12 protein-coding genes are annotated in these 16,751 nt (G+C 57.3%); 9 read left to right on the forward strand and 3 right to left on the reverse strand.

What is annotated here, in order from left to right; translation table 11 throughout:
* Positions 1–6 precede the first annotated feature (6 nt).
* Positions 7–2,877 carry a bifunctional [glutamate--ammonia ligase]-adenylyl-L-tyrosine phosphorylase/[glutamate--ammonia-ligase] adenylyltransferase gene (gene glnE, locus B6S09_RS04815; protein ID WP_094277367.1) on the reverse strand — a complete coding sequence of 957 codons (2,871 nt, stop codon included), beginning with the start codon at positions 2,875–2,877 and terminating at the stop codon, positions 7–9.
* 131 nt (positions 2,878–3,008) lie between these two features.
* Between glnE and B6S09_RS04820 the strand changes: the two genes are divergently transcribed.
* The 3 genes from B6S09_RS04820 to B6S09_RS04830 are packed head-to-tail and all read left to right on the forward strand — an operon-like array spanning position 3,009 to position 4,391.
* Positions 3,009–3,422 carry a YjfI family protein gene (locus B6S09_RS04820; RefSeq protein WP_094277368.1) on the forward strand — a complete coding sequence of 138 codons (414 nt, stop codon included), beginning with the start codon at positions 3,009–3,011 and terminating at the stop codon, positions 3,420–3,422.
* A gap of 10 nt (positions 3,423–3,432) precedes the next feature.
* Positions 3,433–4,056 carry a hypothetical protein gene (locus tag B6S09_RS04825; protein ID WP_094277369.1) on the forward strand — a complete coding sequence of 208 codons (624 nt, stop codon included), beginning with the start codon at positions 3,433–3,435 and terminating at the stop codon, positions 4,054–4,056.
* Complete coding sequence (locus tag B6S09_RS04830; RefSeq protein WP_094277370.1) at positions 4,053–4,391, forward strand: hypothetical protein; 339 nt, start codon at positions 4,053–4,055, stop codon at positions 4,389–4,391. Before B6S09_RS04825 ends, B6S09_RS04830 begins: the two co-directional genes overlap by 4 nt.
* Before the next feature lie 109 nt (positions 4,392–4,500).
* Here the strand turns inward: B6S09_RS04830 and B6S09_RS04835 are convergent, their stop codons facing one another.
* Positions 4,501–6,012: a CYTH and CHAD domain-containing protein gene (locus tag B6S09_RS04835; protein WP_094277371.1), complete on the reverse strand. Its 1,512-nt coding sequence runs from the start codon at positions 6,010–6,012 to the stop codon at positions 4,501–4,503.
* Between the two features lie 166 nt (positions 6,013–6,178).
* Between B6S09_RS04835 and B6S09_RS04840 the strand changes: the two genes are divergently transcribed.
* From B6S09_RS04840 to B6S09_RS04850, 3 genes are all read left to right on the forward strand, one after another.
* A complete protein-coding gene (locus tag B6S09_RS04840; protein WP_094277372.1) occupies positions 6,179–6,859 on the forward strand; it encodes a TIGR00153 family protein in 681 nt (226 codons plus the stop codon).
* 21 nt (positions 6,860–6,880) lie between these two features.
* A complete protein-coding gene (locus B6S09_RS04845) occupies positions 6,881–8,146 on the forward strand; it encodes an inorganic phosphate transporter (protein ID WP_094277373.1) in 1,266 nt (421 codons plus the stop codon).
* A 100-nt stretch (positions 8,147–8,246) separates the two neighbouring features.
* Positions 8,247–8,864 carry a TIGR04211 family SH3 domain-containing protein gene (locus B6S09_RS04850; RefSeq protein ID WP_094277374.1) on the forward strand — a complete coding sequence of 206 codons (618 nt, stop codon included), beginning with the start codon at positions 8,247–8,249 and terminating at the stop codon, positions 8,862–8,864.
* 227 nt (positions 8,865–9,091) lie between these two features.
* On the opposite strand, the gene B6S09_RS04855 is transcribed toward B6S09_RS04850, so the two are convergent.
* A complete protein-coding gene (locus tag B6S09_RS04855) occupies positions 9,092–10,066 on the reverse strand; it encodes a hypothetical protein (RefSeq protein WP_094277474.1) in 975 nt (324 codons plus the stop codon).
* Positions 10,067–10,344: 278 nt separating this feature from the next.
* Here B6S09_RS04855 and putA point away from each other — a divergent pair, with 278 nt between their 5' ends.
* The 3 genes from putA (at position 10,345) to fdnG (ending at position 16,745) form a co-directional block, all read left to right on the forward strand.
* On the forward strand, positions 10,345–13,512 hold the full coding sequence (gene putA / locus B6S09_RS04860; protein WP_094277375.1) for a bifunctional proline dehydrogenase/L-glutamate gamma-semialdehyde dehydrogenase PutA: 3,168 nt from the start codon (positions 10,345–10,347) through the stop codon (positions 13,510–13,512).
* A gap of 170 nt (positions 13,513–13,682) precedes the next feature.
* Positions 13,683–14,273, forward strand: coding sequence for a molybdopterin-dependent oxidoreductase (locus B6S09_RS18830; RefSeq protein WP_094277376.1), 591 nt, complete (start codon positions 13,683–13,685; stop codon positions 14,271–14,273).
* Positions 14,274–14,285: 12 nt separating this feature from the next.
* Positions 14,286–16,745 (forward strand): formate dehydrogenase-N subunit alpha, encoded by a 2,460-nt coding sequence (fdnG, locus tag B6S09_RS04870; RefSeq protein WP_094277377.1) that lies wholly within the window; start codon positions 14,286–14,288, stop codon positions 16,743–16,745.
* Positions 16,746–16,751: the final 6 nt, after the last annotated feature.

The following is a 16,751-nucleotide window of genomic DNA, read 5'->3' on the forward strand; positions in this document are numbered from 1 at the left end:
ACGGGCTTAGCGCATGGTTATCAGCCATTTATTCCAGCTTTGCTCAACCCACCCGCGTTCCCGGGTAAGCTCGGTATCAGGCACCCGGCCGGATTTATCCAGCAGGCTGAGGCGGTGCCCCCGGTCACGAATAGCACAGTAAGCCTGGCGCAACCGCTGGGACTCCTCTTCATCAAGCAAGCCCACTTCAACGGCCGTTTCCAGAATGCGCATGTTATCAGACCAGCGAACCAACTCCCCGTGCTGCCCGCTGTAAGCCAGCACCAGATACTGGGTCAGAAACTCGATATCAACCAGCCCACCCACCGACTGCTTGAGATGGAACTCCCCCGGGCCGGCCTTGATAAGGTGGGCCCGCATTTTTTCCCGCATTTCCGTGACGTCTTTGGCCAGCGCCTGACAGTCCCGGGGCTGAGCCAGAATACCGGCACGAATCCGGGAAAACTCGTCCCGCAGTATAGGCTCACCCACTATCAGGCGGCTGCGTACCAGCGCCTGGTGTTCCCAGGTCCAGGCATCTTTCTCAAGATAATTCCCATAGGCATCAAGCGGCGTCACCATCAGCCCGGCATTGCCGCTGGGCCGCAGCCGCATGTCCAGCTCATAGAGTACACCGCTGGCAGTACGGGTACTGAACAGATGGATAATACGCTGCGCCAGACGCAGGTAGAACTGGCGACTGTCCAGACTTTTTTCACCATTGGTCTGGCCACTCAGACCGCTTTGATGCACAAACACCAGATCCAGATCCGAGCTGTAGGCCAGCTCAATCCCCCCCAGCTTGCCATACGCCACCACTCCAAAGCCCTTGTCACCGCTGCCGGCCAGCTGTGCCGGCACGCCGTGACGGGCACTAATCTGGCACCAGGCCTGATTGACCACTTCTTCCACGATGGCTTCTGCCAGCCAGGTAAGGTGATCACTGACTTTCATCAGTGGCAGCGCACCGGCAATATCCGCCGCGGCGATCCGCAGCAACTGAATTTGCTTGAACTGGCGCAGAGCTTCCATCTGTTGCTCCACGTCATCCTCCGGCACCCGCAGTAAAAACTGGCGCAATTCATCCTTGTAGGCGTCCAGGGGAATGGGATTGTACAGCACCTGAGGTACCAGCAGCTCGTCCAGCAGAATGGGAAAGCGCGCCAGCTGCTCTGCCACCAGAGAACTAGCTTCGCACAAGCGAATGAGCTGGGTCAGTGCACCGGCATTTTCCACCAGCAGTTGCAGGTAAGCGGTACGGGTGGCGATTTGCAGCAACAGCTTCTGCAGGCGGGCAAACAGTATGCCGGGCGTGTCGGACTGACTGACTTTTTCCAGCAACACCGGCATCAGCTTTTCCAGCGCCTGACGCCCCTGAGGGCCCATGGCCCGTCGCGGGCACTCTTCCTTGAAGGCATTAAGTGCGCCGGCCAGCCGTGCCGCCTTGTCATCGGCCATCCCTTGCTCTTCCAGCAATGCGGCCAGTTCGCTTTCTTCCTCCCAGTCGGTTTGCCAGATATCGGACCAGATTTGGGCTACCCCCTCGTCTTCAGCCTCGGTGCTGTCGCCAATCAGCAGTTCAAACTGGCGATGCACCCGCTCCATGGCACCATGCAGGGTCGTCAGAAATGCGCTCCAGTCATGATGGCCGGTCAGCCAGGCCAGCCGGGCCTGATTGAGCTCGTCGTGCGGCAAGGTCTGTGTCTGTTGATCGGCAAAGGCCTGCAGATAGTTTTCCACCTTGCGCAAAAAGCGGTAACTCGCATGCAGCTCACCGGTGATCTCCGGCGTCAGCGCGCCGGCTTCACAGGCCGCCTGCAGAGCATCAGGCAAGTGCCGGACCTGCAGCGCCGGCTCCCGCCCGCCACGGATCAGCTGAAACACCTGCGCGATAAACTCCACCTCCCGAATACCGCCGGCACCCAGCTTGATGTTGTCTTTCAGGCCCTTGCGACGTACTTCAGCGGCAATCATGGCCTTCATCTGACGCAGCGAATCGATCACCCCAAAGTCGATATAACGACGAAAGACAAAGGGCTTGAGCATGGCCCGCAGCTCGGCGGTATATTCCCCCTCATCATTGAGAATGCGCGCCTTGACCATGGCATAGCGCTCCCAGGTGCGGCCATGGTGCTGGTAATAATCTTCCATGGCGGTAAAACTCACCGCCAGTGGCCCCGACTCACCAAAGGGCCGGAGCCGCATGTCCACCCGGTACACCTGACCATCTATGGTGGTCTGATTAAGGGCGTTCACCAGCTTTTGCCCGAGGCGAATAAAAAACTGCTGGTTGGCCAGCTCCCGCCGCCCGCCTTGGGTCACTCCATTGTGGGGAAAGGTAAAGATAAGATCGATATCAGAAGACAGGTTAAGCTCTCCCCCGCCCAGTTTGCCCATGCCGAGGATCAGCATGGGCACCGCGTTGCCCTCGGCATCGGTGGGGGTACCCAACTCGGTGCATTGCCGCCGGTACAGCCAGCGATAACTTTCTACAATCAACGCATCGGCCAGTGCCGAGATATGCACAAAGCTCTCTTCTACCTCTGCACCCAGTAACATTTCCCGCCAGGCAATCAACAGCAGCTCACGCCGCCGGTACTGACGCAGTATCCGCATCATGGCAGCTTCATCATTGACTTCGCCGAGAGCGGCAGCCAGTTCCGGCTGATAGCGAGCGGCACGCTCCGTATTAAACAGGTCTCGCTCATCCTCAAGCTCCAGCGCCAGTTCGGGCTGACGGCACAGGCTGTCGGCAGCAAAGTCGCTGCAGGCAAACAACTGCTTCAGACGATCAACACGCTCGGCGTGCAATCCGGACAGCACACCGGCTGCGCGTTCCTCAAAAAGAGACCAGTGTTTTTCAGCCTGAGCGGCCATCGGCGCGGGCATTACAGACATCAGCAATTCCTTCTGTTCGGCGGGAATCCCCAGATTATCACCCTATCTGATTTTGTGGTACGGCCGTGGTGCTTGCGAAGGCAGGGCCGGCTGATTTAGGCTGTAGCCGACTTATTATGTCAGGATACTTCATGGAACTATCACTTATCGGTCGCCATCTGGAACAGTTGGGTGAGGCGTCCACTACCGGCTTTACCTTTCAGTGCTACCCCATCCCCGGTGAGGTGGAGGTGCTCAGGGTCATGGTCGACGGGCGGGAAGAACTGCCCCTGTTTATTTCCGTGTCTGACGATCAGATCTTGTGCATCAGCTATTTATGGGATGAGAGCCAGGTTGATCCAAACCGGCGACAGGCCATGCTGGAAGCCATGCTCGATATGAATATTCCCATGCCCCTGTCGGCCTTTGCCCGGCTGGATGACTGGTATGTGGTGTTTGGCGCGCTGTCGCTGAACTCGTCGCTGGCCGACCTTGAGCATGAACTGGCAGTACTGAGTGACAACTGCCTAGAAGTAATCGAAGACATGGCGGAATTTTTGTTGTGAGGGCGCAACGATGAGCGTATTAGGTCAGGTGCTGCGCAGCCTGCAGAATGAACAGGACGGCAGTCTCAATCCGGAGCAGGTATGCCTGCAACTGGTGCAAAGCTGCCGCCACGCCGAGCAACATATGCAGGGCCTGGAGCGCCAGTACGAGCAGTTAAAAGCGGAGCTTGCCGATGCCCGTCTGGCCGGAGCCGGACAGCAACATCAGCACCAGATACTGGAAGCCGAAGTGCTGGCAGCACTGGATAACAATCAGGAGCTGGCCGCCCGACTGGCACAGGATCTGGCAACACTGGAAAATGAGCAGGCCGTCCACGCCGGCCGACTTGCTCATGGTGAAAAGCGGCTGGAATATTATCGCCGGCGCTGGCATGAAGCCGAGCGTCACTATCACGACCTGTGCCGCCAGCTGGCCATGGCCAATACCACCCTCTGTGTGCGCCAGACCATGGCCGCTATTCGAGAGCATCCAGAGGTTACGCTGGTTAACGCCAAGCAGGCGCTGGCCCATATCCGGGCCCGGGAGCAGCAACAGTGTCATGACGAGCCGGAGCCTCCGGCAGATCACCGCGGCCGGCATAGTGCTGATGAAATACTGGCACGGCTGCAGCAACAACGGAATGCGCGTCCATGAGCCAACGTAAGCTGCCGGATAAATGGCAGAGTTCTGTACGGGCAGCCCGGGCAGTGCAGGTGGCCTTTGATATGGATGAACAGCTGCAATATCGCATCCGTCGTGAGGCGCTGGACAATGGCCTGAGCCCCTCGGATCAGATCCGGCATATTCTGAGCCTGCCTACCTCGGCTCGTCCCAAACGTCCCCGGTTAACGGTGTCGCTCAGCCCGGATGATTACGCCCGGCTGGCGGTGCGCTATGGTCTGGATCCAGAGCAACAACTGGAGATAAAGCACAAAGTCATGGACGAACTGCTGGAGTACAGCAAAACCACAACTCCTCCAAAGGACTGAACCCGGTTGCGGGAAGAACAGTTCGTCTGCAGGCCCGGCATCAGCCGGGCAAGTCCACCGCTATTTACTATCACGGCCCCGCTGAGTGAGGGCTGTTTCAGTGCGCGCCTCAGCGCCAGTAGGGGGTAAGCTCCAGCGCCTGCCGGCGCGACTGTTCCAGCGCTTCCAGCAGAAACCCCTGCTTGCGGGCCAGCCATTGCTCCAGCTCTTCGGCTTCTGCCGGGCTCAGTTGCTCGCTTAGATCAGGTAACGGTGAGAGCATATCGAGATCTTCAATGCCACGCAGAATATCGAGCCAGGGCATGCGAAAACCCAGGCGCTCCGCTTCCGGAAACAGCTGACTGAAACACAGGCCCACCATCAGAGTACGGCGCAGCTTGCCTTTTTGCTGAATATATTGCTCCGCCGTCAGCTCCTCGGCCCCCAAGGCACTGTGACGCAGAGTCTGCCAGCTGTCTTCCAGCAAAGGTGCCGCAAGCTCCGACACCGGCGCCAGCAGCCGGCTCTGCTGTTCGCGACTCAGCCCTGCACGCCAGTCCTGGCGGTAGAGCCAATGCGTCAGGCCCAGTACCAGACGGGCATAACGGGGACTGTAAAGCAGTTCCCGCAACCGCTGCTCATCAGGCAGGTTCTGCTGCTGTCCGGCTAGCAACCGCAGCAGACTTTTACGGCAGTCGAGCCGGCGCAGATAATGCCCCTTGTCGGCGGTTAAATGTGCCAGCATCTGAGCCCGATCCAGCCAGGCCAGCTGCTGCTGCAGCCACAGCAAGTCATCAACCCAACCGCTGTTTACCCGCAAAGAAACCCGCTCACCAAACATCAGCAGAATGTGATGTACCAGCGCGGCTCCTTCCCGCAATTGCACCAGCCAGTCAATGCCGGGCTGAGAGAGCCAGCCTTCTTCATGGTGCTGCCAGTGTCCCAGGGCCTGATGCAGCAGCGCCACCATCGACTGTTCGCAGGGCTCTCCGGGTGCAAGTGGTGTCGGCTCCAGGGGTTGTAACTGAGGCATGGGGCTCAGCCCCGCCAGCCGGTAACCACGCTGGGCTTTGGATACCGCCCCCAGCCGCAGCCCCCCTCCCTGCACCAGCTGCTCAGCCAGCTCAAACAGTACGGAAGCATCACCACGCACCAGCTCAAGCTCCAGTTCCAGAATGGGCTCTCGCCGCTCTCCGGCCTGCACCTCGCCCTCGTCCAGTGCCAGTTCAATTTCGCTGCCATTAAGCGCGATCAGCCAGCGCTGGCGCACAAAGTCGGTGCAGAACAGCGGCTGCAGTTCCTGCTGCAGCGCATAAATATCAATGTCTTCCGGCCAGATGGATGCAGGAAACAGCGACAAGTCGGGGCTGTGCGCGCTCAGTGCCACATTATATTCCGGCCGCTGGTGCAAACCGCCGACCTGACTGCCCGCCAGCTTGACGGTCTGTTCCATATCACCATTCTGGCTGCGGATGCGTAAGCCGGCCCCCGCACGACGAAGATCCAGGCTCGCCGTGTCATAATAGGTGTTGGCCAGGTGACGGTGGTCATGCTCCAGGATCTGGCAGGGAGGCAGTAGATCGGTCAGGCTGCCATTGATATCACGTGAGACAAGAAACTTGATCTCGATTTCTGTATCCATAGGGGTATCCGGAAAACCAACCTTCTGTTTTGATTGTGAAAGCAAAAGCTCCCTTCAGGGTAGCACGGGGGTTTTTGAAAAATGCTGTTTTCTTGCCTGTGGAGTTACGTTACCATTCGCGCCACATTAACGTATCGAGTGTTTTTTCACCGACACAGGGTTGGCTATGCCAGTTAATACTATTTTGGGACTCTTTGCCAAGTCTCCTATCAAGCCGCTGCAAAAGCATGTAGTGAAAGTTCACGAAGCTGCGCAGCAATTGGTTCCCTTCTTCGACGCCATGTGGGAGCAAGACTGGGAAAATGCCGAACGCATTCAGCGCCGCGTTTCTCAGCTGGAACGGGAAGCCGACGCACTGAAGCGCGAAATCCGCCTCAAACTCCCCCGCGGCCTGTTTATGCCGGTGGAACGCACCGACATGCTGGAGCTGCTCACCCAACAGGACAAAATAGCCAATAAGGCTAAGGATATCTCCGGCCGTATTGTAGGCCGTCAGATGGCCATTCCACTTGAGCTCAAATCCGATTTTATGGATTACCTTAACCGTTGCATTGATGCCACCGCGCAGGCGGCCAAAGCAATCGACGAGCTCGACGAACTGCTGGAAACCGGCTTCAAAGGCCGGGAGATGGATCTGGTCACCGACATGATCCACCAGCTCGACCTCATTGAAGACGACACCGATGTGATGCAGGCCAAGCTGCGCAAGCAGTTGCAGGCAATTGAAGACAAATATAATCCCATCGACGTTATGTTCCTGTACAAGATCCTTGAGTGGGTCGGCGATCTGGCAGATCAGGCCGAGCGGGTTGGTTCCCGCCTGGAACTGATGCTGTCCCGTTCCTGAGCGAAGCAACAAGGTAAATAAATGGATATCATCGCTAACTACGGCACCACGCTGATTCTGGTGGCGGCCGTCTTCGGCTTTTTTATGGCATGGGGCATTGGTGCCAACGACGTGGCCAACGCCATGGGCACCTCTGTTGGTACTCGTTCGCTGACCATTAAACAAGCGATCATCATCGCCATGATCTTTGAGTTTGCCGGTGCCTACCTGGCCGGTGGTGAAGTTACCTCCACCATCCGCAGCGGCATTATCGACTCGGGTGCATTTAGCGATACGCCGGACCTGCTGGTGTTCGGCATGATCGCTTCTTTGCTGGCCGCCGGAACCTGGCTGCTGCTGGCTTCCTATTTTGGCTGGCCGGTGTCAACCACGCATTCCATTATTGGTGCCATTGTGGGCTTTGCACTGGTATCACTTGGACCAGATGCAGTGCACTGGGGCAAGCTGGGCGGTGTTGTCGGCTCCTGGATTGTCACACCTGCACTGTCGGGACTGCTGGCCTACTTCACCTTTATCAGCGTACAGAAGCTTATCTTCAACGCCGACAGCCCGCTGGCGGCCGCCAAGAAATATGTACCTGCCTACATTTTCCTGACTGTCATGGTGATCTGTCTGGTCACCCTGAAAAAAGGTCTTAAGCATGTGGGTCTGGAGCTGTCCGATGTGCAGAGCTGGGGCTTGTCGGCACTGGTATCACTGATCAGTGCCGCGCTGTGCAGCATATATATCAGAGGCCGCAGCTATAACCCCAACGACGATAAAGACATGCACTACTCCAACGTGGAGAAGGTGTTTGGCATTCTGATGGTTGTCACCGCCTGTGCCATGGCCTTTGCTCATGGCTCCAACGACGTGGCCAACGCCATTGGCCCGCTGTCCGCCGTAGTCAGTGTGGTACAGAGTGCCGGACAGATTGGTGCCAGCTCAAGCATTGCATGGTGGATATTGCCACTGGGTGGTATTGGCATTGTGATCGGTCTGGCGTCACTGGGCCATAAGGTGATGGCGACAGTGGGTACCGGTATCACCCACCTCACTCCCAGCCGGGGCTTTGCCGCTCAGCTGGCAACCGCTGCGACAGTGGTGATCGCATCCGGTACCGGCCTGCCCATTTCCACCACCCAGACACTGGTAGGCGCAGTAATGGGGGTTGGCCTGGCCCGGGGGATTGCCGCCCTTAACCTGAATGTACTGAGAAATATCGTGGTTTCGTGGGTCGTTACCCTGCCTGCCGGGGCCATTCTGGCGATTGTGTTCTTCTATATGATCCAGTGGATGTTTACCTGACAGCACGAAAACACAAGGGGCCTGACGGCCCCTTGTTCTTGTTCTTACCATCCAGCACCATTACCATGGCAACATTATCAAGACCCCCAAGGATTATCCGGTGAAAGCAAAACTTCTGCTGCCGCTGCTGTGCAGTTTGCTGTGGGTGAGCCAGGCCAGTGCCGCCACCCGTTATATTTCCGATGACGTGTATGCCTTCCTGCATGCAGGCCCCAGCAATAAGTATCGTATTATCGGCTCCATTAACGCCGGCGAAAAAGTCGAGTTTCTGAATCGTAATGCCGATACCAAGTATATGCAGATCAAAGATGCCGAGGGCCGCACTGGCTGGATAGACGGTCGTTTCTTACAGAGCGAAGAGAGCTTCCGCTCCCGTCTGCCGGTGCTTGAAAAGGAGCTCACCGATACCCAGCAGCAACTGGCTACCGTGGATGAACGCCACAGCCAGGATGTTGCTGACAAGGTGAATCTGATTGAGCGACAGCAGCAGGAGTTGACCACCCTGAAGGCAAAGCTGGATGAACTGAGCAGCAGTCATGACACGCTTTCCAGTGAAAACGAGCGCTTGACCAGCCTGATGGATACTAAAGAACATCAGATGCGCCTGGACTGGCTGGTGCATGGCGGCATTGTTGCCGGTATCGGCGCTTTGGTGGGCTTTGTGCTGCCAGCCATCCCCCTGCGCCGACGTAAGCGCCAGGACAGATGGATGAATTAAAGCTGTAAGCGATCAGCTATAAGCCGTAAACAGACCGATAGGCCTGCAGGTACATCACCGTACCTGCAGGCCTTTTTTATTGTTGATGCGCAGAACCCGACTTATCCGGGGCAACTACATGACATGGGACGAAGCCAGCCGAATTGTTGGGACGAGTCCCAACCGACAAAACTACACCACTTACAGCTGACAGCTCAACACTGACGGCTACAGCCCCCAAGGGGCTGTCAGTCCTGCGTCAGGGCAAAGTGCCGGTTGGGTTTGCGGTAGACCACACCGTCTTGCTGCAGCCAGTGAAAAACATCTTCCACTTCTTCTTTTGACTTATTCAGCATCGCCGACACGGCTCCCTTGGCACAGCGCAACTCGCCGGCTTTCAGCCGCTCTACCAGCTCATGATAATAGTCCGGACGCTGAACCGGCTCTGCCGATACCTGTACCTCTGCCACAGCCTGAGTCCCGGGAAAGGCCGGTGCCGGCTGAGCGCCCCGCTGCCGGTAGTTACGGCGAAAACGAATTTCCTCTCCCAGCAACGACACGAAGAAAGCGGCAAAAAAGTCCAGTAGCATGGACAGGGCTGCCACAATACCAAACTGCACCCGGGCCAGCGGCCAGCCCAGTCCATCCGCCAGGCTGCTCATCAGCCCCATCAGCGAATCCTGATTGTCTACTGCCGCCCTGTCACGCTCCCTGCGCAGCTCATCCTGCTGCTCCATCAGTGCCTGATTACGTTTGAGCATCTGGGTCATGCCGGTGGCAATGCGCTCCATCTCGATATAGGCCTGAGCCGCCTGCTCATTGATTTCAATCTCTCTGTCCAGCGCCGCTATCTTGTCGTCATAGCTTTGCACCAGCGCAGCCTTGGCTTCATCCGCCTGCAACAACGTATTGGTGGCGGCATTAATACCGCCGACACTCCCGGCAATGGACAGCGCCGCCAGAATGCCATAAAAGCAAAATGCCTTGCCGGCACCCAGCCGGTCTTTACGGTTAATCCGCTCTCCCATCTCATACCAGATGTAGAACTTGCCGATTTCAAATACGACGGCCAGGCTGCCGAACATTACCTTCATCAGCAGTCCCTGATCCAGAGACAAGAACAACAGCAGGGAAAACACCATGGACGCGGCGATGGAAGCGCCGGTAATAAGGTAGATAACAAACAGGGCAAAGTGCCCCTTGGGAAAGCGTTGATACTGCACAGCCAAATACCACAAGCAAAATGAGCAGGCATTATAGAGCTCGCCTGCCTGCAGGCAAGCGCCGCTCACCGGTTGCCTGCAGGCAGATAAGGCAGCCTGAGCTATATTCATGTCAGGCAGAGACAGGCATTTCGTATACAAAAAGGTCATGCAAAACCGATTAAATGCCTTAATTGCGATCAAAACCCTGTAAAAGCCCGCAATATCGTATACTTTAATTCAACCTTATTCGCAGGCCTGCACACAGGCCTTTACTTTGCTACATCAGGACACTTGCCATGTTTACTGTCGCCAATGTGTTTGCCTCTGGTTATCGCCCTTCCGAACCGGCTCTGCTGCGCCGGGACATTACTCACAACTATGTGGCGGATGAAAACGCCTGGCTTGCCCGGCTGCTGGAACAACTCCCCGCCTCCGGCCCCGAGCTGACGCAACTGGAAGCACAGGCACGTCGGCTGGTGACGCGAGTACGGCAGGAAAGCGATGGCGGCGACGGTATCGATGCTTTTCTTCAGCAATACAGCCTGGATACTCAGGAAGGCATTATTCTGATGTGTCTGGCCGAGGCGCTGCTGCGAATTCCCGACAGCCACACCGCCGACGAGCTGATTAAAGACAAGCTGTCAGGGGCCGACTGGGCCAGGCATTTTCGCCAAAGCGACTCCACCCTGGTGAACGCCTCCACCTGGGGACTAATGCTCACCGGCCGCATTGTGCGCATGGACAAGAAACTCGACGGTAACCCCGCCAATGTGCTGAGCCGCATGATCAACCGGCTGGGCGAGCCGGTTGTGCGTTCGGCCATGTATGCCGCCATGAAGATCATGGGCAAACAATTTGTCCTGGGCCGGACCATTTCCGAGGCGCTCAAGGCCAGCCGTAAATCCCGGGAGCAGGGCTACACCCACTCCTACGATATGCTGGGTGAGGCAGCCATGACCGCCGCCGATGCCGAGAAGTACCGGGCTGACTACGCCAGCGCCATTGCCACCGTGGGGGCCGAGCAGCTCAACAACCCGGATATACCGCGCCCGTCCATTTCCATCAAACTGTCGGCCCTGCACCCACGCTATGAAGAGGCCAACCGCGAACGGGTGCTCACCGAGCTGTACACCACCGTTAACGAGCTGCTGGAAACCGCCCGCAAACTGGATGTGTTCATCACCATCGATGCGGAAGAAATGGACCGGCTGGAGCTGTCTCTGGATCTGTTTGAAAAGTTGTATCGCAGTGAGGTTAACAAAGGCTGGGGCGGCCTGGGGCTGGTGGTGCAGGCCTATTCCAAGCGCGCCCTGCCGGTGTTGTGCTGGCTAACCGCCCTTGCCCGGGAGCAGGGAGATGAAATTCCGCTGCGACTGGTTAAAGGCGCCTATTGGGACAGTGAAATAAAGCACAGCCAGCAGGGCGGGCTCGGCGGTTACCCCGTCTATACCCGCAAGGCCGGAACCGATGTTGCCTATCTGGTCTGTGCCCGTTATCTGCTGAGTGCGGCCACCGAAGGGGCCATCTATCCGCAGTTTGCCACCCACAATGCCCATACCGTGGTGAGCGTGCTGAATATGGCCGGCGAACGTCGCTTTGAATTTCAGCGGCTGCACGGCATGGGTGAAGAGCTCTACAATGCGGTACTGACGGAGAACCCGGGCCTGAACTGCCGTATTTACGCCCCTGTGGGTGCCCACAAGGATCTGCTGCCCTATCTGGTACGCCGGTTGCTGGAAAACGGGGCCAATACCTCCTTTGTACACAAACTGGTGGATCCCGACACTCCCGTTGACGCCTTGATCACCCACCCGGTAACCAGCCTGCGGGCCAGCCACAGCCTGGCCAATGACAAGATCCCCCTGCCCTGCGATATCTTTACCGATCGTAAAAACTCTGCCGGTCTTAACCTGAATATCGAAGCAGAACGCACTCCCCTGTTCAAACAGCTCGAGCAACTCGCCGGCAAAACCTGGCAGGCAGTCCCATTGGTGGGCGGTAACGCCGTCGCCGGAAAAAAACAGCCGGTCATCAGCCCGCAGAACAGCGCATGCCAGGTCGGTGAAGTGGTGTTCGCCGACAAGGCCACGGTGCAACAGGCGGTAACCCGTGCCCAGGCGGCTTTCAAGGGCTGGCGAGATACACCGGCGGAAACCCGGGCCCAGGCCCTGGAAAAACTCGCAGATCTGCTGGAAGCACACACCGCCGAGTTTATTTCTCTGTGTACCAGAGAGGCTGGCAAGCTGCTGCAGGACGGCATTGACGAAGTACGTGAGGCCGTGGATTTCTGCCGTTATTACGCCAACGAGGGACGCCGGCTGATGGCCGAGCCAACCCGGCTGCCCGGCTACACCGGCGAGCTGAACCTGCTGCAGGCCCAGGGCCGGGGACCCTTTGTATGCATCAGCCCCTGGAACTTTCCGCTGGCCATTTTTCTGGGGCAGGTAAGCGCGGCGCTGGTGACCGGCAATACCGTACTGGCCAAGCCCGCCGAGCAAACCAGTCTGATTGCCCATCTGGCAGTCACTCTTGCTCATCAGGCCGGCATTCCCGGGGATGTGCTGCAGTTGCTGCCCGGTGACGGTGCCTCCGTCGGGGCCGCGCTTACCGAAGATCCGCGCATTGCCGGCATTTGCTTTACCGGCTCTACCGACACCGCAAAACTCATCAACATGACCCTGGCCAGACGCGACGGTGCCATTGTGCCGCTTATCGCCGAAACCGGTGGCCAGAACGCCATGATCGTCGACTCCACCGCCCTTCCCGAGCAAGTAGTACGAGATGTGCTGCGCGCTGCCTTTCAGAGTGCCGGCCAGCGCTGTTCGGCGCTGCGGGTGCTGTATCTGCAGGACGACATTGCCGAGCGGGTGCTGGAGATCCTGCACGGTGCCATGCAGGAGCTAAGCGTGGCGGATCCGGCAAACTGGTCCACCGATGTAGGCCCGGTGATCGACGCCGATGCCCAGGCCGGCCTGCAGGCCCACCTGGATGCGGCCAAGGCGGCCGGTCACCGCGTGCTTGCCGAAGCATCCATGACCGATGCCTGCACTAACGGCTATTACATTCGCCCCACGGCACTGGAAATCGGCAGCATCGCTGAGCTGAAGAAAGAGCAGTTCGGCCCTATTTTGCATGTAGTGCGCTTTAAGGCGAAAGACATCGACCGGGTCATCGATGATATCAACGCAACCGGCTACGGCCTGACACTGGGCGTGCACAGCCGCAACGAATCATTCGCCGCTCATGTCGCCAAGCGGGCCGAGGTCGGTAATGTCTATATCAATCGGGATCAAATTGGTGCCATGGTAGGCGTTCAGCCCTTTGGTGGCCGGGGCCTGTCCGGTACCGGGCCCAAAGCCGGTGGCCCCCATTACCTCACCCGCTTTATTACCGAGAAAACGGTCACCAACAATACAACCGCCATAGGTGGCAATGCCACTTTGCTGTCATTGGGAGAAGGGTAATCGTGATAATAACCTTACTTTTATAAAAATATCTGAATACACAGGAGAAATTTAAGGATATTCCCACTATCCTGTATATTCGTATTGAATGTAAAAGCCATCTGCCTACTTGGCAGATGGCTTTTACGCATTAACTGACGACTGAGTTTTGCGTTACAAAGGAGCGCGTAATGAGTAATCTGAGTCGGCGTGATTTTTTCAAGGTAACAGGGGCAACCCTGGCCACCTCAAGCATTGCCATGCTGGGTATGACTCCGGCGCCAGCCGTAGCAGCCTCGAGGCAATATAAATTATCTCGCGCCACCGAAACCCGCAGCACCTGCCCCTATTGTTCAGTGGCCTGCGGTATTCTGGTTTACAGCATGGGAGATGGCGCCAAGAACGCCCGTCCTTCCGTAATGCACATTGAAGGGGATCATGATCACCCCGTTAACCGCGGTACTCTGTGTCCGAAAGGTGCCGGCTTGGTTGACTTTGTGCACAGCCCCAACCGTTTGCAATACCCTGAATACCGGGCCCCCGGCTCCGATACATGGGAACGCATTTCCTGGGAACAGGCCTTCACCCGTATTTCACGACTGATGAAAGACGATCGTGATGCCAACCTGGTGCAACAGACCGCAGACGGTAAAACCGTTAACCGCTGGGTAACCACCGGCATGTTGGCGGCCTCCGCCAGCAGTAACGAAGTGGGCTACATCACCCACAAGGTGGTTCGTCCCATGGGTATGCTGGCATTCGACAACCAGGCTCGCGTCTGACACGGTCCTACGGTGGCAGGTCTTGCCCCAACATTTGGCCGTGGCGCGATGACGAACCATTGGGTTGACATCAAAAACGCCGACATTATTTTAATCATGGGAGGCAATGCCGCTGAAGCGCATCCTTGTGGTTTTAAATGGGTAACTGAAGCCAAGGCACATAATAAGGCCAAACTGATTGTCGTGGATCCGCGCTTTAACCGCTCGGCCTCCGTGGCAGATCTGTATGCGCCCATTCGTACCGGCACGGATATTGTATTTTTGGGCGGTGTTATCAAATACCTGCTTGATAACAACAAAATCCAGCACGAATATGTGCGCAACTACACTGATATGTCATTCATCGTTCACGAAGACTTTGATTTCGAGAACGGTATTTTCTCCGGTTATGACGAAGAAAAGCGCAGCTACGATAAATCCTCCTGGGATTATCAGCTGGACGAGCAGGGCGAGGTTAAGACCGATCCCAGCCTGCAGCACCCCCGTTGCGTCTTCCAGTTGCTGAAACACCACTACCAGCGCTATACCCCGGACATGGTGGAGCGGGTTTGCGGCACGCCCGTGGCCAAGTTTCATCAGGTATGCGAGCTGCTGGCATCAACTCATACGCCGGATCGCGCCGGTACCATTCTGTATGCCCTGGGCTGGACCCAACATTCCATCGGCTCACAAATCATCCGTACCGGAGCCATGATGCAGCTGTTGCTGGGCAACATCGGCATTGCCGGCGGCGGTATGAACGCCCTGCGCGGTCACTCCAATATTCAGGGGTTAACCGATCTGGGTCTGATGAGTAACCTGTTGCCGGGCTACCTCACTCTGCCCAACGAAGCGGAGCAGGATTTTGACGCCTATATCGACAAACGGGCTCAGAAACCCTTACGCAAAAACCAGCTGAGCTACTGGCAAAACTATAAAAAGTTTTATATCAGCCTGAGCAAGGCCTGGTGGGGTGATAACGCCACGGCAGAAAATAACTTCGGCTACGACTACCTGCCCAAGCTGGACAAGGTCTACGACATGCTGCAGACCTATGAGCTGATGCATAAGGGCAAGCTGAACGGCTATATCTGTCAGGGCTTCAACCCGCTGGCGGCGGCACCCAACAAGGCCAAAATGACAGAGGCATTCTCCCGCCTCAAGTTCATGGTGGTCATGGATCCGCTGGTGACCGAAACCTCCGAGTTCTGGCGCAATGCGGGTGAGTCGAACGATGTGAACCCTGCCGATATTCAAACCGAGGTATTCCGTTTACCGACCTCCTGCTTTGCCGAAGAAGACGGCGCCCTGGTGAACTCGGGACGCTGGCTGCAGTGGCACTGGAAAGCGGCCGAGCCGCCCGGAGAAGCCAAAACTGATATCGAGATCATGGCGACCTTGTATCAGCATATTCGCCGGCTGTATCAGCAGGAAGGCGGTGCCTTTGCCGATCCCATCACCAAGTTGTACTGGCCTTATGCCAGACCTGAACATCCGACTGCGGAAGAGCTGGCCAAAGAACTGAACGGCCGGGCCCTGCGCGATGTAAGAGATGGCAGTGGCAAGGTGGTGCGCAAAGCGGGTGAACAGCTCTCCGGCTTTGGTGAAATGCGCGATGATGGCTCCACCCTGGGTGGCTGCTGGCTCTATGCCGGCTCCTGGACCGAGGCCGGCAACATGATGGCCCGCCGGGACAGCAGTGATCCCACCGGAATTGGCCAGACGCTGAACTGGGCCTGGGCATGGCCGGCCAACCGCCGGGTGATGTACAACCGCGCCTCCTGTGACAGCCAGGGCCAGCCCTTTGACCCTTCCCGTTCGCTCATTCACTGGGATGGCGACAAGTGGGCCGGTGCCGACGTGCCTGATTACAAGGCCGACGCGTCTCCTGAGGAAGGCATGGGTCCTTTCATCATGAACCCCGAAGGCGTGGCTCGCTTCTTTGCCCGGGATCGCATGGCGGAAGGTCCTTTCCCTACTCACTATGAGCCTTTTGAAAGCCCGCTTGGCTACAACCCTCTGTTCAAGGACAACGACAAGGCCACCAGCAATCCGGCGGCAAGGTTGTTTGACGATGACAGAGCGGGGCTTGGTACGGTGGATCAGTTCCCCTATGTGGGCACGACTTACCGTCTGACCGAGCATTTCCACTACTGGAGCAAGAACGTGCTGCTTAACAGCGTGATCCAGCCCCAGCAATTTGTGGAAATTGGTGCCGAACTGGCCGATGAACTGCGCATTCGGGAAGGCGATACCGTCAAGGTGTCTTCCAACCGGGGCTACATCAAGGCCAAGGCAGTGGTAACCAAACGTATCCGGGGGCTGGATATTGACGGCAAACGGGTACACCACATCGGTATTCCCATTCACTGGGGATTTGTCGGGGTAACACAGCCGGGCTTTCTGGCCAACACCCTGACACCGTCGGTGGGGGATGGCAACTCACAGACGCCCGAGTTCAAGTCCTTCCTGGTTAACGTGGAAAAGGTGTAAGGAGAT

This window comes from Oceanimonas baumannii (assembly GCF_002245495.1).
In the GTDB taxonomy this organism is placed as follows: domain Bacteria; phylum Pseudomonadota; class Gammaproteobacteria; order Enterobacterales; family Aeromonadaceae; genus Oceanimonas; species Oceanimonas baumannii.